Annotated in this window: 16 protein-coding genes; 4 read left to right on the top strand and 12 right to left on the bottom strand. The window is 71.5% G+C overall.

From position 1 onward, the window contains the following. Positions 1 to 10: 10 nt before the first annotated feature. The 3 genes from KSO97_RS03315 (at position 11) to KSO97_RS03305 (ending at position 3,094) form a co-directional block, all read left to right on the top strand. Positions 11 to 652 carry an alpha/beta hydrolase gene (locus KSO97_RS03315; protein ID WP_232676473.1) on the top strand — a complete coding sequence of 214 codons (642 nt, stop codon included), beginning with the start codon at positions 11 to 13 and terminating at the stop codon, positions 650 to 652. Positions 653 to 787: 135 nt separating this feature from the next. Further along, positions 788 to 1,393: a TetR/AcrR family transcriptional regulator gene (locus tag KSO97_RS03310; protein ID WP_232676471.1), complete on the top strand. Its 606-nt coding sequence runs from the start codon at positions 788 to 790 to the stop codon at positions 1,391 to 1,393. A gap of 45 nt (positions 1,394 to 1,438) precedes the next feature. Beyond that, positions 1,439 to 3,094: an MFS transporter gene (locus KSO97_RS03305; protein WP_232676469.1), complete on the top strand. Its 1,656-nt coding sequence runs from the start codon at positions 1,439 to 1,441 to the stop codon at positions 3,092 to 3,094. 95 nt (positions 3,095 to 3,189) lie between these two features. On the opposite strand, the gene KSO97_RS03300 is transcribed toward KSO97_RS03305, so the two are convergent. The 12 genes from KSO97_RS03300 to KSO97_RS03245 form a co-directional block, all read right to left on the bottom strand. Beyond that, complete coding sequence (locus KSO97_RS03300; RefSeq protein WP_232676468.1) at positions 3,190 to 4,191, bottom strand: methionine synthase; 1,002 nt, start codon at positions 4,189 to 4,191, stop codon at positions 3,190 to 3,192. Continuing rightward, on the bottom strand, positions 4,188 to 5,303 hold the full coding sequence (mnmA, locus tag KSO97_RS03295) for a tRNA 2-thiouridine(34) synthase MnmA (RefSeq protein WP_232676502.1): 1,116 nt from the start codon (positions 5,301 to 5,303) through the stop codon (positions 4,188 to 4,190). The genes KSO97_RS03300 and mnmA overlap by 4 nt, the downstream gene beginning before the upstream one ends. Before the next feature lie 22 nt (positions 5,304 to 5,325). Further along, positions 5,326 to 6,510, bottom strand: coding sequence for a cysteine desulfurase family protein (locus KSO97_RS03290; protein WP_232676467.1), 1,185 nt, complete (start codon positions 6,508 to 6,510; stop codon positions 5,326 to 5,328). Positions 6,511 to 6,616: 106 nt separating this feature from the next. Further along, complete coding sequence (locus KSO97_RS03285) at positions 6,617 to 7,189, bottom strand: DUF6801 domain-containing protein (RefSeq protein ID WP_232676466.1); 573 nt, start codon at positions 7,187 to 7,189, stop codon at positions 6,617 to 6,619. A 244-nt stretch (positions 7,190 to 7,433) separates the two neighbouring features. Further along, a complete protein-coding gene (locus KSO97_RS03280; RefSeq protein WP_232676465.1) occupies positions 7,434 to 8,063 on the bottom strand; it encodes a DUF6801 domain-containing protein in 630 nt (209 codons plus the stop codon). Positions 8,064 to 8,265: 202 nt separating this feature from the next. After that, a complete protein-coding gene (proB, locus tag KSO97_RS03275; protein WP_232676464.1) occupies positions 8,266 to 9,393 on the bottom strand; it encodes a glutamate 5-kinase in 1,128 nt (375 codons plus the stop codon). Next, a complete protein-coding gene (gene obgE / locus KSO97_RS03270) occupies positions 9,380 to 10,939 on the bottom strand; it encodes a GTPase ObgE (RefSeq protein ID WP_232676463.1) in 1,560 nt (519 codons plus the stop codon). The genes proB and obgE overlap by 14 nt, the downstream gene beginning before the upstream one ends. Positions 10,940 to 11,025: 86 nt before the next feature. Then, entirely contained in the window at positions 11,026 to 11,280 is a 255-nt protein-coding gene (gene rpmA / locus KSO97_RS03265) for a 50S ribosomal protein L27 (RefSeq protein WP_232676462.1), read from the bottom strand. 60 nt (positions 11,281 to 11,340) lie between these two features. Beyond that, a complete protein-coding gene (rplU, locus tag KSO97_RS03260; protein WP_232676500.1) occupies positions 11,341 to 11,643 on the bottom strand; it encodes a 50S ribosomal protein L21 in 303 nt (100 codons plus the stop codon). A 217-nt stretch (positions 11,644 to 11,860) separates the two neighbouring features. Beyond that, positions 11,861 to 15,193 carry an Rne/Rng family ribonuclease gene (locus tag KSO97_RS03255; protein WP_232676461.1) on the bottom strand — a complete coding sequence of 1,111 codons (3,333 nt, stop codon included), beginning with the start codon at positions 15,191 to 15,193 and terminating at the stop codon, positions 11,861 to 11,863. Positions 15,194 to 15,527: 334 nt separating this feature from the next. After that, positions 15,528 to 16,265: a TIGR03936 family radical SAM-associated protein gene (locus tag KSO97_RS03250; protein WP_232676460.1), complete on the bottom strand. Its 738-nt coding sequence runs from the start codon at positions 16,263 to 16,265 to the stop codon at positions 15,528 to 15,530. Beyond that, entirely contained in the window at positions 16,255 to 17,424 is a 1,170-nt protein-coding gene (locus tag KSO97_RS03245) for a winged helix DNA-binding domain-containing protein (RefSeq protein ID WP_232676458.1), read from the bottom strand. The genes KSO97_RS03250 and KSO97_RS03245 overlap by 11 nt, the downstream gene beginning before the upstream one ends. A gap of 100 nt (positions 17,425 to 17,524) precedes the next feature. Here KSO97_RS03245 and KSO97_RS03240 point away from each other — a divergent pair, with 100 nt between their 5' ends. Beyond that, the gene (locus KSO97_RS03240) at positions 17,525 to 18,292 is read left to right on the top strand and encodes a DUF4190 domain-containing protein (protein ID WP_232676456.1); all 768 of its coding nucleotides are present in this window, start codon (positions 17,525 to 17,527) and stop codon (positions 18,290 to 18,292) included. Positions 18,293 to 18,387: the final 95 nt, after the last annotated feature.

The following is an 18,387-nucleotide window of genomic DNA, read 5'->3' as shown; positions in this document are numbered from 1 at the left end:
ACGACCCGACGTGCCTCGCGATCTCCTCCGCCTCGATCTGCCGGACGGCGCCACCCCGCGCGCCGTCGTCCTCGTGCTGCACGGCGGCAAGCCGCGGAGCGCACAGGCGGTCGACGGCCGCAGCGCGTCCTGGCGTCGGATGGCCGCGATGCAGCAGGCGGTGGTCGCCGACCTGCATGCCGTCGGGGCCGCCAGCTGGCTGCTGCGCTACAGCGAGCGCGGCTGGAACGACGGCGCTCCAGCGGCGGACGCGCGATGGGCCCTGGGCCAGGTACGCGCCGCCCACGGCGATGTGCCCGTGGTGCTGCTCGGCCACTCGATGGGGGCTCGGACCGCGATCTACGTCGCGGACGAGGCCGCCGTGCGCGCCGTCGTCGGCCTCGCGCCGTGGTGGCAGCCCGACGACCCGGTCCACACCCTGGTCGGGCGCTCGATCGCCGCGGCGCACGGTCGCACCGACAAGATCACCTCGGCCCGGATGACCCGCGCCTATCTGACCCGCGCGGAGCGCGTCGCCGAGGAGACCCGCTTCGTGGACATGGGCCGCGTCGGTCACTACATGCTGCGGCGCGTGGCGGATTGGAACGCAGCGGCCCGCGAGCTCACGCTCGACGCGTTGACCAGCCTCGACGGCATCGACGCCGCGTCCTGAACCGTCGACGTCGGGCGGGTCTATTCCCGCTCGCCGCGCTGGTCTGAGCCGGTTCCGGATCGGAGTTGACGCGCGGCGTGCGCAAGCCGCACCATCGGATAGAACGAAACCGTTCCGTTCCATCCAGGAGGTGTCATGTCCCCCGCCCGGGAGACCAGCCGGCCGCGCGTCGAAGGCGACCGCGAGCAGGAGGTCCTCGACGCGACCCTCGACGTGCTCGCCGAGGTCGGCTACGACCGGCTCACCATGGACGCCGTCGCGTCGGCAGCTCGGGCCTCGAAGGCCACCCTCTACCGTCGCTGGGAGGGCAAGGCCGAACTCGTCATCGACGCGCTCGTCTCGCTCAAGGCTCCGGCGGCGGCGCCCGACACCGGCACCCTGCGCGGCGACCTGCTCGCCGCCTTCTGCGGCATGGGCGGCCTGACCGACGACCGGATGATGTCGATCCTCGCGAGCGTCATCACCGCCATCGGGCGCGACGCCGCCTTCGCCACCGCGTTCCGGCGCGACTTCATCGGGCCCAAAGAGCAGATCTCGCGCTCGATCTTCACCCGGGCTCGCGAGCGCGGCGAGGTGCGTGAGGACGTCGACCTCGACCTCGTCGTGCCGGCGCTGGCCGGCATCGTGCTGCATCGCCGCTTCCTGCTCGGGGACGCCCCCGACGACGTCACCATCACCGGCGTCATCGACCAGATCATCCTTCCCGCCGTCCGCCCGGCCACGGCCGACGGCAGCCCCTGACCCACCGAAACCAACCGCCCCATCACCGAGCTCCTGAGGAATCCCATGACCGACAACACCCTGGCCCAGGACGGCGAGGCAGCCGACCTCGCCGCCGCGGCCGACGTCGTCCCCGACGACGCCGAGGCCACACGCGCGCCCGCACACGCCGCAGGCGCCCTGATCCTGATCTGCATCGCGCAGCTCATGGTCGTGCTCGACAGCACCATCGCCAACATCGCCTTGCCCTACATCGGCAAGGACCTCGACATGGAGTCCACGCTGCAGTGGATCGTCACCGGGTACGCCCTGGCCTTCGGCGGCCTGCTGCTGCTCGGCGGTCGCCTCGGCGACATCTTCGGTCGCCGCCGCATCTTCATGATCGGCCTGGTCATCTTCGCGATCGCGTCCGCCTTGGGCGGCGTCGCACAGAACGAGGCCATGCTGCTGTCCTCTCGCGGTCTGCAGGGCCTCGGCGCCGCCCTCGCCGCACCCACCGCGCTCGCGTTGATCACGACGACCTTCCCTGCCGGTCCGCTGCGCAATCGCGCGTTCTCGGTCTACGCGGCGATGTCGGGCGTCGGTGCCGCCGTCGGTCTCGTGCTGGGCGGCTGGCTCACCGGGATCGACCCGGAGTTCGGCTGGCGCCTGACCTTCCTGATCAACGTGCCGATCGGACTCGTCGCGGCCTACCTGGCTCCGCGGCTGCTTCCCGACACCGAGGCGCACGCCGGCCAGCTCGACGTCGTCGGCGCCCTGCTCGGCACGCTCGGCCTCGTCTCGCTGGTGTACGGCATCAGCTACATCAGCCTCGAGGACTCCTCCACAGGACAGCCGCACGGCTTCGGCGACCCGGTCACGCTGTTCTTCATCGGTCTCGGCGTCACCCTGCTGGTGGCTTTCATCATGGCCGAGCGGCGAGTCTCGGTGCCGCTCATGCCGCTCTCGATCCTGGCCAACCGCACGCGCGGCGTCGCCTTCGTGACGATGATGATCACGCCCGCGGCGATGTTCTCGATGTTCTTCTTCCTCTCCCTCTACGTGCAGGACGTCATGGGCTACAGCCCGCTGCACACCGGTCTGGCCTTCCTTCCGTTCACGGTCGGCATGGTCGGCGGTGCGACGGCGAGCTCCCGGCTCATCGCGAAGGTCGACCCGCGCTACATCGTCGGCACCGGCACGATCCTGGCCGGGCTCGCGCTCTTCATGTTCCACCGGCTCTCGATCGACGCCTCCACCGCCGGACTGGTCTCGGCCTACGGCAGCGGCGCCGAACTGGGCGACAGCATCAACTACTGGACCGCGATCGCGCCCTGGATCCTCGTGATGGCGTTGGGCATGGGGCTGAGCTTCGTACCGCTGACCCTGATCGCCGTCCACGGCATCCGCCACGAGGACTCCGGCATCGGCTCGGGCGTGCTCAACACGATGCAGCAGGTGGGCGGAGCGCTCGGCCTGGCCACGCTCTCCACCATCGCCTTCCACGTGACATCAGGCCGCGCCGACGACCTGGTCGGGAGCCTCGGCCTCCCGCCCGAGCAACTCGCCGCCGACCCCAAGGCACTCGAGCTGATCCAGCACGCCGCCTTCGCCGACGGCGCCACCGAGGCCTTCCTCGTCGGTGCCTTCATGATCTGGACGGCGTCGTTGATCATCTGGACCCTGCTCCGGGTCAAGCACACCGAGCTCGCGACCGAGGAGGCGCCCGCCGGCGTCCACTGATCGCCCGTCGCCGCGTTGACCCGTCTTGAAGCAAAGACGGGTCAACGCGCCGATCGGGGTTGACCCGTCTTCAGTTCAAGACGGGTCAACCCCGATCACTGCAGATTGCGCGCACCGTCGCGGGCCAGGGCGAGCGCCTGGCGCATCCAGGACGGCGAGGCGCCGGCGAATCCGCACGACCCCGTGATCACCACGCGGTCGCCGACCGACTCGGGGTCCAGACCCATCATGTCGAGCCACCGCAGCACACGCTCGGCGAGCGCCGTGGCGGTGGGGGCGGCGACACCCGGGTCGGTCGACGGGACGACGCCGAGACCCACGCTCTCCCCGGCCTCCAGCGCCTCCGCCAGGACGTCGTACCCGGGGGCGCCGACCCGCGCGAGGTCGACGACGAGTCCGCGGGACCCCGCCATCCGCACCAGGTCGAGCGGCGCGTCGCCCTCGCAGCTGTGCACCCAGGGTTCGGCTCCAGCGCCGGCCACGGCGGCCAGCACCCAGCCCAGTGCCTCGGTCAGCTCGGGCCGATCGATCGACCGGTGCCGCCCGAAGCCCGACGCGGTGGGCACTCGCGCACCGAGCACTGCGGCGAGCACCGGCTCGTCGATCTGCACGATCAGTGTGGTGAGACCGGCGATCCGACGCCGCAGGTCCCGCACGTGCTGGGTCACCCCCTCCGCGAGAGCCTGGGCCAGGTCGCGGCGCGCGCCGTGATCGGCGAGCAGCTTGTCCCCCCGCGGGCGCTCGACGGTGGCCGCGAGCGTCCACGGGCCGGCGACCTGGGTCTTGAGCGGGCCGGCGTAGGCACCGAAAGCCTCCTCGACGCCGTCGAGGTCCTGGGCGAGCAGCGACCGCGCGCGTCGGTGGTCCACACCCGACGTCGCCGTTGACCCCGTCAGTCGCCATCCGGCCGGTTGCAGGTCGACGCCGAGGTCCGGCACGAGGGCCAGCGCGCGACCGACCATCCCGGCTGCGACGCCGCGAGCGGGTAGCTCGGGGACGAAGGGCAGACCCGGCTCCTCGGCGACCTCCCCGACGATCAGCCTCAGCGCCTCGGCGTAGTCCTCACCCGGCATCGACCCGACGCCGGTGAATCTCACGAGACCCGCTCCGTCGCGCTGATGGTCGCCGAGCCCACGACGCGGGTGGAGTCGTAGATCACGACCGCCTGTCCGGGCGCGATGCCCGAGGCGGGCTCGAGCAGCTCGACGTCGACCTCGGTGCCGGTGGGACCCGCGACGGCGACGACGATCGCACGGTGCTCCGCGCCATGGGCCCGCAGCTGCACCGTGACCTCGGCGCCGTCGAGCCGACCGGGCACGGTGCCGCACCACCGCGGGTCGACGCCGCGCAGCCGGTGGACCGCGAGCCGCTCTCGAGGACCTACCCGCACGGTGGCCGAGACCGGTTCGATGTCGAGCACGAAACGTGGACGCCCGTCGGCGGCCGGCCGACCGATCCGCAGACCCTTGCGCTGCCCGATGGTGAAACCGTAGGTGCCCTCGTGCTTCCCGAGCACCTCGCCGGTGGCGTCGTCGACGATCGGGCCGCCGTGGTTCGGCGCACGCTCCCCCAGCTTCTCCCGCAGCCAGCCCGCGTTGTCGCCGTCGGCCACGAAGCAGATGTCGTGACTGTCCGGCTTGTCGGCCACCAGCAGTCCGCGTGCAGCCGCCTCAGCGCGCACCTCGGTCTTGGTCGAACCGCCGAGCGGGAAGAGGGAGTGCGCGAGCTGGCGTTGATCGAGCACTCCGAGCACGTAGGACTGATCCTTGCCGTGGTCGACCGCGCGGTGCATCTCGACCAGCCCGTCGACGCCGGTGCGCACCTGCGCGTAGTGACCCGTCGCGACGGCGTCGTAGCCCAAGGCCAGACCTCGCTCGAGCACCGCGGCGAACTTGATCTTCTCGTTGCACCGCAGGCACGGATTCGGCGTCCGGCCGGCTGCGTACTCGTCCATGAAGTCCTCGACGACCTCGGCGTGGAACTGCTCGGAGAGGTCCCAGACGTAGAACGGGATGCCGATCACGTCTGCTGCGCGACGGGCGTCGTTGGCGTCCTCGATCGTGCAGCAGCCGCGCGCTCCCGAGCGGTAGGACGCCGGGTTGCGCGAGAGCGCCAGGTGGATCCCGGTGACGTCGTGGCCGGCCTCGGCCACTCGCGCGGCGGCGACCGCCGAATCGACTCCGCCCGACATGGCGGCCAGCACCCGCATCCGCGTCATGTCTGCCCGCACCTCACGCGCGGCGCGCGGCGCGCGCCCGCTCCACGACCGGCCCGATCGCGGCGACCACGGCATCGACGTCGTCGGCCGTCGAGGTGTGGCCGAGGCTGAACCGCAGCGAGTGTCGGGCCTGCTCCTCGCTGCACCCCATGGCGAGGAGGACGTGCGAGGGCTGGGCCACGCCCGCCGAACAGGCGGCGCCCGTCGAGCACTCGATGCCACGGGCGTCCAGCAGCATCAGCAGGGAGTCGCCCTCACACCCGGCGAATCCGAGGTGGGCGATCCCGGGCAGGCGATCGGGCGAGTCGAGAGAGGGCCCGTGAAGGTGTGCGTCCTCGACGCAGTCCAGGACTCGCCGCACCAGGTCGTCGCGCAACTCGCGCATGCGCTGGGCGTGCTCGGCCTGCTGCTTGACGGCGAGTTCGACGGCGACGGCGAACCCGGCGATCGCGGCGACGTCCAGCGTGCCCGAGCGGACGTCGCGCTCCTGCCCGCCACCGTGGGCGATCGCCGTCAGTTCGAGATCACGACGCACGACCAACGCGCCGACCCCCACGGGGCCGCCGAGCTTGTGCGCCGAGACGGTCAGGGCGTCCACTCCGGACGCGGCGAAGCCGACGGGCAGTGCGCCGACGGCCTGCACCGCGTCGGTGTGGACCGGGATGCGATGCGGCGCGGCAGCGGCGACCACGCCGCCGACCGGTTGCACGCTGCCGACCTCGTTGTTCGCCCACATCGTCGAGACGAGAGCGACCGTCTCGGGTGAGCGCTCGATGCTGGCGCTCAGCAGTTCGAGATCGAGCACGCCGTGCTGGTCGACACCGATCAGTTCGACCTCGGCACCCTCGTGGTCGGCGAGCCAGTGCACGGCGTCGAGGACTGCGTGATGCTCCACCGCCGAGACCAGGACCCGGCGACGGCGGTCGTCCGCACGCCGTCGCGCCCAGTAGCCGCCCTTGAGCGCCAGGTTGTCGGCCTCCGTGCCACCGGAGGTGAAGACGACCTCGCCGGGACGACAGTCCAATGCCTGGGCGATGGTCTCGCGCGACTCCTCGACCACGCGGCGGGCGCGGCGGCCCGAGGCGTGCAGCGAACTCGGATTGCCCCCGCGGGTGAGCTCTGCGGTGATCGCCTCGACGGCCGCGTCGACCACCGGCGTGGTGGCCGCGTGGTCGAGATAGTGGACGGCGTCACTCATAGCCGTCTCAGCCTATCCGCCGCTCAGCAGACCGCCGCTTCGCCGTCGACGCCGAGACCACCGATCCTGCACCGATCACGCAGGATCGGCGGCGACACCGCGAGGGTCAGCGGACCCGCAGCGAGCCCGCGCGCTTGATCGGCTGGGCGTCGCAGCTCAGCGACTCCCGGATCGTGCGGCCCTGCAGGGTGGTCTGCAGACGCACGATGGCGCTCTCGGTGAGCGTCAGGGCGAAGTTGCCCTTCTCGGCGACCTTGAAAGCCGAGCGACGTCCAGTGCCGACCAGCACCATCGGGCCCGAGTCAGGCACGCGGGTTGCGGGGATGCGCACCTTGCGGAACGGGATCCGGTCGATCTTCGCCGTCAGGTGGATCGCGGTGCCGGCGATGACCCCCCTCACCGAGGTGACGCCGGACTCGCGCATGCGGGCGAGCAGCGCCTGCGGCACCGCGAAGGTGACCGTCGCGTCCGCAGCCGGAGTGGTCTTGCCGACCGCCACCTCCCGCGGCATCGAGCTGCGGAACCCGATCGTGGCGTCGCCCGAGGCGAACTGGCCACGGCAACTCATCGACTCGGAGCCGACGACCCTGCGGTCACCGCTGGCCGCCGCCTGCGTCGGCGCGGGGGCGACGAGCACCAGCCAGAGGAGCGAGACGATCGAGAGCACAGCGATACGCATGGGAGCAACCATGAGGGCACCGTACCCGCAGAATCGTAGAGATGTCTCCGAACCGCGCAGGATGATGACCTCAGACACCGCCTTCGCGCCCCTTCCACGCACGTCACGCGCGCTTCACCCGTCATCACCCCTGGGTCATCCCTCGGTTACCGCTGAGGCGGTGGCCGATCGCGACTCGCCGGAGGCGAGGGTGCCGGCCGGGCACCGGGCCTTCGGCGGGCCCGTCGCGCCGGTCGGCCTCAGGTCACGTGACGCGGATGGTCCCGAGCCGGGTCGGTGCGCCGGAGGCGACCGAACAGTTCATCGAGATGGCGATCGTCTGCCCGCCCGAGAAGGTGGCGGTGACGCGAGCCTGGAACGAGGCCGGGATCCGCACGACGTAGCGACCTGCCCGGGTGAGCGTCACGGCGCCGGCACGGCCGGTGCCGGTGATCCTCATGGCGCCCGACGCGGGCACGTTCGTGCGCGGGATCCGCATGTCGCTGATGGCGACCTTCTTCGCCCCGACCCGGTACGTCGCGCCCGATGCCTTGCCGGTGACCGAGCGCACGCCGTACTGCCGCATCAGCCGGACCATCCGATCGGGCACGGTGATGGTCGCCCGGACCGTGCGCGCAGGCAGCCGGGCGCCCGTGCGTACCGAGGACGGCAACGTGGTGCCGATCGTGACCGCGCTCGAGCCGCCGCCGAACTGCGGGTTGCTGCACGAGTAGGTCGTCGTGAGTCGCGCGGCCCGATCCGAGCGCGCGTGCGCCGGAGCACCGGCCACCGCGAGCAGGCTCACTGCCAGGACGAGGACGCACAGCACCGCCGCACCGAGCGCGAGTTCGCGGCGTGCAGGCATCGACGATCGGACTGCCTGGAGGTTGCTCATGCCGGCCAGCCTAGAGGTCGCGCGGAGAGGGGCTGTCGTGGTGGGCGTCGTCCCGGTGCGTGCATGAGTGCCGCCGAGGAGGGAGCCGTGCCGGAGGCACGGCGACGCCGGAGTTGGTGCTCAGGTACGTGCGGGGGCGGCGCCCGGCCGACATCTGCCCTCTCCGCGCGATCTCCTACGTGGGTGCTCCGACGATCCACTCTCAGATGAGGACGAGATCGTCACGATGCACGACCTCGCGCTCGTAGGCGGCGCCGAGCTCGCGCTTGAGGTCGTGCGACGAGCGGCCGAGAAGCGCCGGCAGCTCCTCGGCGTCGAAGTTCACCAGCCCGCGGGCGCGCACGACGCCGGTCCCGTCGACGAGGTCGACGGGGTCTCCGGCGACGAACCGGCCGCTGACGGCCGTGATGCCCGCTGCGAGCAGTGAGGCACGCCGCTCGACCACGGCCGCCACGGCGCCGTCGTCCAGCACCAGCCGGCCCCGGGGCTCGGTCGCGTGGGCGAGCCAGAGCAGTCTCGTCGGCCGGCGGCGACCGGTGGGCCGGAACAGCGTGCCGACCTGCTCGCCCGCCAGCGCCGCACCGGCGTTGGCAGCAGAGGCCAGGACGACCGGGATACCCGCGCCGGTGGCGATCTGAGCCGCCTGCACCTTGGTCTGCATCCCTCCCGTACCGACACCGGCCGAGCCGGCCCGGCCGATCCGCACCCCGTCGAGGTCGTCGGCGCCGTCGACCTCGTGGATCAGCCGGGTTCCCACGCGCGAGGGGTCGCCGTCGTAGAGACCGTCGACGTCGGAGAGCAGGACGAGCAGATCGGCGTGCACCAGGTGCGCTACGAGCGCGGCGAGCCGATCGTTGTCGCCGAATCGGATCTCGGTGGTCGCGACGGTGTCGTTCTCGTTCACGATCGGCAGGACGCCGAGATCCAGCAGCGTCGCGAACGTCTGGTGCGCGTTGCGGTAGTGCGCCCGGCGCGTGACGTCGTCGACCGTGAGGAGGACCTGACCGGCCACGATGCCGTGCCGGGCCAGCTCTTCGGTGTAGCGGTGCACGAGCAGGCCCTGGCCCACCGCGGCAGCCGCCTGCTGGGCAGCGAGACCGCGCGGACGTCGCTTGAGCCCCAGCGGCGCCAGGCCTGCTGCGATCGCCCCGGAGGAGACGAGGACCACCTCGACGCCTCGCGCGCGGGTGGCGACCAACGCGTCGACGAGCGCCGCGAGCCGGGCGTCGTCGATGCCGCCCTCGAGCGCCGTCAGGCTCGACGAGCCGACCTTGACGACGACCCTCCGGGCGGCGCCGACTTCCGCGCGGGCGACCTCACCGCTCGACATCGGGATCGTCCTCGGCCCAGTCGGGGTCGGCCTCGGTGCCGATCTCGTAGGCGACCGGACCGTAGGTGTCCGGCTGGTCGAAGCGACGGGCGACGTCGGCGCGGGTCTCGTTCTCGCCACGGTCGTCCATGGCCTCCTCGATCGCGCGTCGACGCTGCGATGCGGGGCGCTGGTCGTGGAACCGGTCGTCCTCACCACGGCGCGACAGGTTCTCCGCACCTGCGTCCATGCCCGGCTTGAAGTCGAACACCACGGCGTTGTCCTGGTGCCCGATGATGACGGCGTCACCCTCGACCGCGCCCATCTCAGCCAGGCGCTTCTCGACGCCGAGCCGGTTGAGCCGGTCGGCGAGGAAGCCGACCGCCTCGTCGTTGCTGAAGTCGGTCTGCCGCACCCAACGCTCCGGCTTGGTGCCGATGACGCGCCACGCGCGGTGTCCCGAACCTGCCGAGGGGTCGCCGTCGCGGGTGACGGTGAAGTCGTCGGCCCCCACCCCGAGCGGACGCAGCACGATCCGCTCGACCACGGCCGTCTCCTCCGCGACGCGCGCGGCGAGCACGATCTCGGCCATCGCGAAGACCAGCTCACGGGTGCCCTCCCCCGAGGCGGCGGAGATCGGGAAGACCCGGAGCCCGCGCTCGCGGAGCTCCTCGACCACCATCTCGCCGATCTCACGACCGTCAGGCACGTCGACCTTGTTCAGGGCCACCAACCGAGGTCGGTCCTCGAGCCCGCCGTAACGGCTCAACTCGTTCTCGATGACGTCGAGGTCGTCGACCGGGTTGCGACCGGGCTCCATCGTGGCCGTGTCGAGCACGTGGACGAGCGCGGCACAGCGCTCGATGTGGCGCAGGAAGTCGTGTCCCAGGCCACGACCGTCGCTCGCTCCCTCGATGAGACCCGGCACGTCGGCGACGGTGAAGATCGTCTCGCCTGCGGTGACGACTCCGAGGTTGGGAACCAGCGTGGTGAACGGGTAGTCGGCGATCTTGGGCCGAGCGCGCGAGATCGCCGCGATCAGACTGGACTTGCCGGCGCTGGGGAAGCCGACCAGACCGATGTCGGCGACGACCTTGAGCTCGAGCACGACGTCGAGCTCGTCGCCCGGCTCGCCGAGCAGGGCGAAGCCGGGAGCCTTGCGCTTGGCGCTCGCCAGCGCCGCATTGCCCAGACCTCCACGGCCGCCCTGGGCGATCACCAGTTCGGTGCCGGCTCCGACGAGGTCGGCGACGGGCTCGCCGTCGAGGGTGACGACGGTGCCCGAGGGCACAGGCAGCACCAGGTCGGCGCCGTGAGCACCGTTGCGATGGGAGCCGGCACCGTGACCGCCGTGCTCGGCCTTGCGGGTCGGCCGGTGGTGGTAGTCGAGCAGCGTGGTGACATCGGGCTCGACCCGCAGGATCACCGAGCCGCCGGGGCCGCCGTTACCGCCGTCGGGACCGCCCAGCGGCTTGAACTTCTCGCGGTGCACCGACGCGACGCCGTTGCCGCCGCGTCCGGCGGCGACGTGCAGGGTCACCCGGTCGACGAATGTGGGCACGGCCATGGGGCAACTCCTGCGGAGGGTAGAGAGAAAGCGACAGGGCGCCCCCGAAGGGACGCCCTGTCACATGAAGCGGAGGTGAGCGTCGCTCACTCGCCCGGAAGGATGTTGACGACCTTGCGGCCGCGCTTGGTGCCGAACTGCACCGCACCGGGCACCAGGGCGAACAGGGTGTCGTCGCCACCGCGGCCGACGCCGTCACCGGGGTGGAAGTGGGTTCCACGCTGGCGGACGATGATCTCGCCGGCGTTGACGACCTGGCCGCCGAAGCGCTTGACGCCCAGACGCTGTGCGTTGGAATCGCGGCCGTTCTTGGTGGACGCCGCGCCCTTCTTGTGTGCCATGTTTCAGTCCTTCGAAGTGTGTCGAGCAGACATCGGCCCGGTGGTCGAGCCTGTCGAGACTCAGAGCTTGATGTCGGTGACCTTGACCTGGGTGTACTTCTGGCGGTGACCCTGGCGCTTCTTGTAACCGGTCTTGTTCTTGTACTTCTGGATCACGATCTTGGGACCCTTGGCGCCGCCGAGGACCTCGACGGTGACCGCGGCCTTGTCCAGGCCACCGGTGGTGACGGTCTCGCCGTCGACCGCCATCACGACAGGCAGGGTGAGGGTGTCACCGACGGGGGTCGTGACCAGGTCGATCTCGATGACGTCGCCGACAGCGACCTTCTGCTGCTTCGCGCCTGCGCGCACGATCGCGTACACCGCGGTCTCCTTCGTCTGGTCCACGAACTGTGGTTTCTGCATGTCTGTCATGGTCGAGCGGCCTCTGCGGCACGCTGCGACCGAGCCTGGAACGCGACTCAGAAGCCGCGGCCCACTGGGTGGGTGCCGAGCAGAGAGGCACGCCTGAACGCACCAGGGATCCATCGTACGGACTGCTCGGACTCACGGCAAAACGGGCGCCGTCTACTCCCCTCGGCTACCGCTTGCGGGTGCCCTTCTTCTTCACCGGCACGTGCTCGATCTCCTCCGCGCCCGGCGTCGTCTGGGAGTCGGTCCCCGCCGCGGCCGTCTCCGGCGCGGCGGCGGGGGTCGCCGGACGACGCGTACGGGTGCGGGTGACCACCTTCGGCGGCTCGGCGGCGACGCTCGGCGTCACCGTCGGGGCGCTGGCGGAGACGGTCATCGCGACCGGCTCGGACGACGGCGTGATCGTCGCCGTGCGGCGGGCGCCACCGCGCGACCGGGTCACCACCTTGGGTGCTGCCGGCTCAGCCGGCTCGGCGGGGGCGGCCGGCTCGGCGGAGGCGACGGTCTCGGCGTCGTCTGCCGAGGTGGCATCGCGCGCGGCATCCGCACCGACGACCTCGGCCTCATCCCCTGACACGGCCGGAGCCTCCTGGGGAGCATCGCCCTCGACGTCGGCAGCGGAGTCCTGCCCCTCTGCCTCGGGTTCGGTGACCGGCGCGTCGACGGACTCCGGGACGGACCCGCGGGACGACTCGTCGCTCGAGATCTCCTCGACCGGGCCCTCACCGAGCTCGAGCTCGTCCTTGTGCGTCTCGGCCTTCGCCATAGCCGCGAACTGGGCCGGCGTCGGCTTCTGCGGAGCGGCCTCGGCCGACGCCTCCGACGCCGGGGCACCCGACTGCTGTCCCGACCGGCCTGACTGGTTCGGCTGGCCGTTCTGACCCGAGCCGCCGTCCTGGTCGCCACGCCCGCGACCACCACGACGGCGACCGCGGCGGGGCTCGTCCTCGCCCGAGCCCGACTGGCCCGAACCCGACGCGCCACCCTGCCCGGACTGCCGCTTCGGCTCGAGGGGCAGGTCGTGCACGATCACGCCACGGCCCTTGCAGTGCTCACAGTTCTCGCTGAAGGCCTCGACCAGTCCCGTGCCGATCCGCTTGCGCGTCATCTGCACCAGGCCCAGCGAGGTCACCTCGGCGACCTGGTGGCGGGTGCGGTCGCGGCCCAGGCACTCGACCAGACGCCGCAGCACGAGGTCGCGGTTGGACTCGAGCACCATGTCGATGAAGTCGACGACGATGATGCCGCCGATGTCGCGCAGTCGGAGCTGACGGACGACCTCCTCCGCCGCCTCCAGGTTGTTCTTGGTGACCGTCTCCTCCAGGTTGCCCCCGGAGCCGGTGAACTTGCCGGTGTTGACGTCGACGACGGTCATCGCCTCGGTGCGGTCGATGATGAGCGATCCACCCGAGGGCAGCCAGACCTTGCGGTCCAGTGCCTTGGAGATCTGCTCGTCGACGCGGTAGGCGGCGAACAGGTCCACGCCGCTGTGCTGGCCGACGTCGTACTTCTCCAGGCGCGACTCCAGGTCGGGCGCGACGTGGGAGACGTAGCCGTGCACGGTGTCCCAGGCCTCGTCGCCCTGCACCACGAGCTTGGTGAAGTCCTCGGTGAAGAGGTCGCGCACCACCTTGAGCATCACGTCGGGCTCGGAGTAGAGCAACTGGGGGGCTCCGGCCTTGGTCTTGGCCTCGACGTCCTCCCAGCGAGCCTTGAGACGCTCGACGTCGCGGGTGAGCTGGTCCTCGGTGGCGCCCTCGGCCGCCGTGCGCACGATGACGCCGGCGCTGGCGGGGACGATCTCCTTGAGGAGGGCCTTCAGGCGCGCGCGTTCGGTGTCGGGCAGCTTGCGCGAGATGCCGCTGTTGGTGCCGTCGGGGACGTAGACCAGGTAGCGGCCTGCCAGGCTGATCTGGCTGGTCAGGCGAGCGCCCTTGTGACCGACCGGGTCCTTGGTGACCTGCACGAGCACGGTCTGCCCCGAGGAGAGCACCGACTCGATCTTGCGCGGCGCCCCCTCCTTGTGGCCCAGCGCCGACCAGTTGACCTCGCCGGCGTAGAGCACCGCGTTGCGGCCCTTGCCGATGTCGATGAACGCGGCCTCCATCGAGGGCAGCACGTTCTGCACACGCCCCAGGTAGATGTTGCCGATCATCGAGGCCTGGGACTCCCGGGCGACATAGTGCTCGACCAGCACGCGGTCCTCGAGGACGGCGAGCTGGGTCAGGTCGTCGCGCTGACGCACCACCATGACCCGCTCGACCGCCTCGCGGCGGGCCAGGAACTCGGCCTCGCTCACGATCGGGGCGCGACGCCGTCCAGCCTCGCGACCCTCGCGACGACGCTGCTTCTTGGCCTCCAGGCGGGTGGAGCCGGAGACGGCGGTGATCTCGTCCTCGGGGTTGCGCGCCTTGCGCACCCGCGTGGTGGTGTTGCTCGGGTCGTCGTCGGTGCCGTGGGAGTCGTCGCCTTCGCGACGGCGGCGACGGCGTCGGCGGGAGGAGGTGCTCTCCCCCGGCTCGCCGGCGTCCGTCGATCCGTCGGTGCCCTCGGTCTCGTCCTGGCCTTCGGCGGACTCGGCGTCGGAGGAGCTCTCGGAGTCCTCGGTGTCGGACTCGCCGCCCCCGCCGCCCTTGCGACGACGGCGACCGCCGCGACGACGGCGCCGGCGGGCACCGCCCGCACCGGACTCGCCGTCCTGGTCGCCCTCGTCCTCGTCGCCGGACTCGCCGTCGGTGTCGGCAGAGGCGTCGTCCACGTCGACCGCCTCGACGTCGGACTCCTCGGTCCCGCTCGCCTGGTCGGTCTCGTCGGTGTTCTCGTCGGTCTCCTCGACGACCACCGGCGCGGGACGGCGACGGGTGCGGGTCGTGGTCCGGGTCGTGGTGCCCGCGGCCTCCGCGGACTCGTCACCGGCGGTGCTCGTCGTCGCGGCCGACGCCGCGTCGGACGCCGTCGCGTCGGTCGTCGGCTCTTCTGCCTGCGGCGCCCGAGCGGCGGTCGCACGCGACCGGGTGCGCGTGGTCTTCTTCGGCGCCTGGAAGACCAGGCCGCCAGCAGCACCGGCGGCGGCCGGGCTCTCCTCCGAGCTCTCGCCGGAGCTCTCGACAGCGACGTCGACAGGAGCATCGGCGTCCGTGGCTGCGCTCGCCGGCTTCGCCGTCTTCTTCGCGGCGGTCTTCTTGGCGGCGGTCTTCTTGGTCGTCGCCTTCTTGGCCGCGGCCTTCTTCGCCGGCTTGCCCGGCGCCTCGGCATCGGCGTCGTCCGCGGCAGCCGACGCGGCGTCGGCGACAGGGGCCCCAGCCGACTTCTTCGCGGCGCTCTTGCTGGCCGCCTTCTTCGCAGTGGTCTTCTTCGCCGCCGCCTTCTTGGCGGTGGTCTTCTTGGCGGGGGCCTTCTTCGCCGGCGCCTGCTCGGCGCTGCCGTCCGGGTCACTCACCGGCACGTCGGCGGGTGATGCGGCGTCGATCTCGAAGGTGCCCTGCAGGTTGTCGTCAGCCATCAGGTGCTGCTCCTCGGCCGAGCCTCACGGGCCGGCCTGGTATGGCGTCGTCGACACGTGAGCGCGGACGACGCGAAGTCTGGTGGGTTCGAACGACACCCTCCGCGGTGCGTCGCTGGTGGCCTGACCGTCGCCGTCCGCGGTCGCACGTGCCCGGTTCGCTGTCACCGACCCGGACCGCGTCGCGGTCTGGTGACGACCCTGCCCCCATCGTGCCGACCCGCAGGTGCGGAGCGGCGAGAACGTCGTCGGGACGGAGGCGGCGCCGCGACTTCAGCAGAAGTACGACCTACCCACGTCCGAAGTCAGTATCGCACACAGGGTGCGACAGACCTCACTCACCGACACGCGCGAGCGGGTCGCCGATCTGCTCCGAGGCCTCGTCGAGCGGCCCCTGGGCGACTCGGGTCAACAGGGGCGGACCGCCCGGCGCCCACTCCGAGGAGACGGCGCTGATGCCGCTCAGCACGTCGTCGGGCCTGACGGCGGGCACGGTGTGGCGCAGCACCAGGTCGATCGCGCAGCCGGCCCCGCCGTCCGCGCGAGTCTCGACGACCTCGGCCCGCACGACCGCTGCTCGGCAGTCGAAGGCGCGCAGTCCCTTCTTGGTCATCCGCTCCACGATCACCTCGTCGGTGGCCCAGAACCTCGCGAGCGCCGCGCCTGTGGGTTCCGGAGGCGCCGTGAGATCCAGCCGCCAACGGCTGGCCTGGAGGAGGTCGGCCAAGGCGCCACCGGGCGATTCGACGACCGCGACGACGTCCAGCCCCGGAGGAAGCGCCTCCTCGAGCTGGGCGGCGACGTCGGCGGGATCCACGACCTGCGCGAGCGCGATCTCCAGGTACTCCGCCTCGCTCGCCGAGCCGGTCGGCGCCGCGCCGGCGTAGGAGATTCGCGGGTGCGGGTTGAACCCGGAGGAGTAGGCCATCGGGATCCGCGCCCGGAAGACGGCGCGCTCGAAGGCGCGGGAGAAGTCGCGATGGCTGGTGAACCGGAGTCGACCGCGCTTGGCGTAGCGGATCCGGAGCCGCTGCACCGGCGGCGCCTGCTGCTCGGGTTGTTCACGTGCCATCTCGGGCCTCCTTCATCGCCGGTGAAGGGTAGACCGTGCCGACCCGCTCGCCGTCCAGCCAGGCGGTCAGCCTGGCCGCTTCGCCTTCCAGCGCCGCGACCGCCTCGGCTCCGACGTCCTCGAGGAGGTGCACCCGCACGACGGCGTCGGTGTCCTGCACCCAGCACCCCACAGCGCGACCGTCGACCCACGCCGTCGTACCCGCATTGCCGTTGCGATCGAAGAGTGCCGGGCCGTGAGCGCCGAGGTAGAAGTCTCGACCTCGCCAGCCCATCATCGTCGGGTCGAGCACGGGCAGCAGAGCGACCCAGGGCTCCTCGACCGGTGGTTCGGGGTCGACGTCGTCGGGCAGCACCCATCCACGTGCGCCGTCGTCCAGGCCGACCTCGACGACGTCCAGCTCCGCGAGCGCGGCACGCACGACCGACTTGGTGGCACCGAGCCACCACACGAGGTCGTCCTCCGTGCCCGGCCCGAACTGCGCGAGCCACCGTCGCACCAGCTCGCGATACCCGTCTCCCACCGACCAGGGTTGCGGCACCTCCCCCAGCCATCGCGACGTCGGGATCCACCGCGGTCGGGAGACTCGCCAGTGGCCGTCGTTCGCCGCGCGCACGACGTCGGCGGTGGCGCCGAGGTGGGTCAGGAGACGGGAGATCGACGAACCGGCGCCGCTTACCAGTGCGACGTCGAACTGCGGCAGCAGGCGACGGATCGCGAGTGCGGCCAGCCCGTCGGGCTCGTCGGCGAGAAGGCCGAGGACCTCCGCGCGTGCGCGATCAACCCATTCCGCAGCGTCGTCGGTGATACCGAGGGCGGCGATCTCCTTGGCCAGGCGCGCCCCCTCGGTGCCCGCCGTCCGGGCAGCAGCGCTTCCCCAGGCGGCCGGAAGCAGGTCGCGCGGGTAGACGAACAGCGTGCGCCGCATGCTGAGCTGCTTGACCAGCGTGCGGTCGCGGTAGAGGGCGCGGTCGACGTCGACGATCGTGACCGCGTCGCTGCGAGACCAGCAGGAGAGGTAGACGGTCGCCGGCTCGGTCGCGTGCAGGACCACCAGCGCCTCGGTGATCTGTTCGGGCGCCGCCAGGCGCGCGCCCGGCGTCAGGGCATGGCGCCGCGCGAGCCGGCGCCGGCGCTCGTCGTCGGTGACATGCCGCACCGGACCATCCTGTCGCAGTGGCCCCCGCACTGACAGACTGGCGCCCGACTGCAGCCGCCGCGCGCCCGAGGCGGCGTCGACCACCACGTGAGGATCCGCGATGAGCAACCCCTACGACCCGCCGAATCCGCCGTCGGACGGTCAGCCTCCCTACGGCACCCCGCCCGGCGGCTACACCAACAACCCGGGCCCCTATCCGCCCGCCGGCGGTGGCTTCCCGCCGCCCGGAGATGGCGGCGTGCCGCCGTACGGGTCGAACCCCTACGGCGCACCGCAGCAGCCGGCCGGCAACGACGCCGTCTCCATCACCGGATTCGTGCTGAGCCTGACCTGCTGCCTCTCGGTGGTCGGCCTGATCCTCGGCATCATCGGCCTCAAGCGCACCAAGAACAATCAGCGCAAGGGCCGCTGGGCGGCGATCGCCGCGATCCCGATCGGCATCGTCGGCACCCTGGCCCTGGTCGGCGCGATCATCTTCGGCGTGTTCATCGCCAACAACGTGATCACGCCCGACAGCGCCGAGGTCGGCCAGTGCGCGGACATCTCGAGCGAGGACAAGGACTCGATCTCGCTGTTCAAGAAGGACTGCGAGGGCAACCACGACGTGGAGATCGTCTACGTCGGCAAGTACAGCGAGGTCGAGGAGTCACAGTTCATGCCGTCGAACCCCGACGACCTGACCGACGCCGGCATCTCCTACGGCATCTGCACCGGCCTGATGGACCAGGCCGATGTCGCCAAGCTCGACGCCGAAGACGTCGAGTACGGCTTCGTCACCGACGGGGAGGACCCGGACGGCGACGACGTCTTCTTCTGCTATGTCGAGAAGTCCGGCGGCGGCAACCTCAAGGGCTCGCTGCTCGACTGAACGAGTCGTCAGCCCCGCTGACTCACGCCGCCGGCCCCTCGGCCACGGCACCGCACTGGCCCGTCGTGCTCGCACGGCGGGCCAGTCGCATGTCA

Source organism: Nocardioides sp. R-C-SC26 (genome assembly GCF_021246465.1).
In the GTDB taxonomy this organism is placed as follows: domain Bacteria; phylum Actinomycetota; class Actinomycetes; order Propionibacteriales; family Nocardioidaceae; genus Nocardioides.
This window is presented reverse-complemented; position numbering and strand designations above follow the sequence as displayed.

Coding starts and splice junctions, on each gene's coding strand:
- KSO97_RS03310 (WP_232676471.1), top strand. CDS start 788: ATGTCCCCCGCCCGGGAGACCAGCCGGCCGCGCGTCGAAGGCGACCGC.
- KSO97_RS03305 (WP_232676469.1), top strand. CDS start 1,439: ATGACCGACAACACCCTGGCCCAGGACGGCGAGGCAGCCGACCTCGCC.
- mnmA (WP_232676502.1), bottom strand. CDS start 5,303: ATGCGGGTGCTGGCCGCCATGTCGGGCGGAGTCGATTCGGCGGTCGCC.
- KSO97_RS03290 (WP_232676467.1), bottom strand. CDS start 6,510: ATGAGTGACGCCGTCCACTATCTCGACCACGCGGCCACCACGCCGGTG.
- KSO97_RS03285 (WP_232676466.1), bottom strand. CDS start 7,189: ATGCGTATCGCTGTGCTCTCGATCGTCTCGCTCCTCTGGCTGGTGCTC.
- KSO97_RS03280 (WP_232676465.1), bottom strand. CDS start 8,063: ATGAGCAACCTCCAGGCAGTCCGATCGTCGATGCCTGCACGCCGCGAA.
- proB (WP_232676464.1), bottom strand. CDS start 9,393: ATGTCGAGCGGTGAGGTCGCCCGCGCGGAAGTCGGCGCCGCCCGGAGG.
- obgE (WP_232676463.1), bottom strand. CDS start 10,939: ATGGCCGTGCCCACATTCGTCGACCGGGTGACCCTGCACGTCGCCGCC.
- rpmA (WP_232676462.1), bottom strand. CDS start 11,280: ATGGCACACAAGAAGGGCGCGGCGTCCACCAAGAACGGCCGCGATTCC.
- KSO97_RS03255 (WP_232676461.1), bottom strand. CDS start 15,193: ATGGCTGACGACAACCTGCAGGGCACCTTCGAGATCGACGCCGCATCA.
- KSO97_RS03250 (WP_232676460.1), bottom strand. CDS start 16,265: ATGGCACGTGAACAACCCGAGCAGCAGGCGCCGCCGGTGCAGCGGCTC.
- KSO97_RS03240 (WP_232676456.1), top strand. CDS start 17,525: ATGAGCAACCCCTACGACCCGCCGAATCCGCCGTCGGACGGTCAGCCT.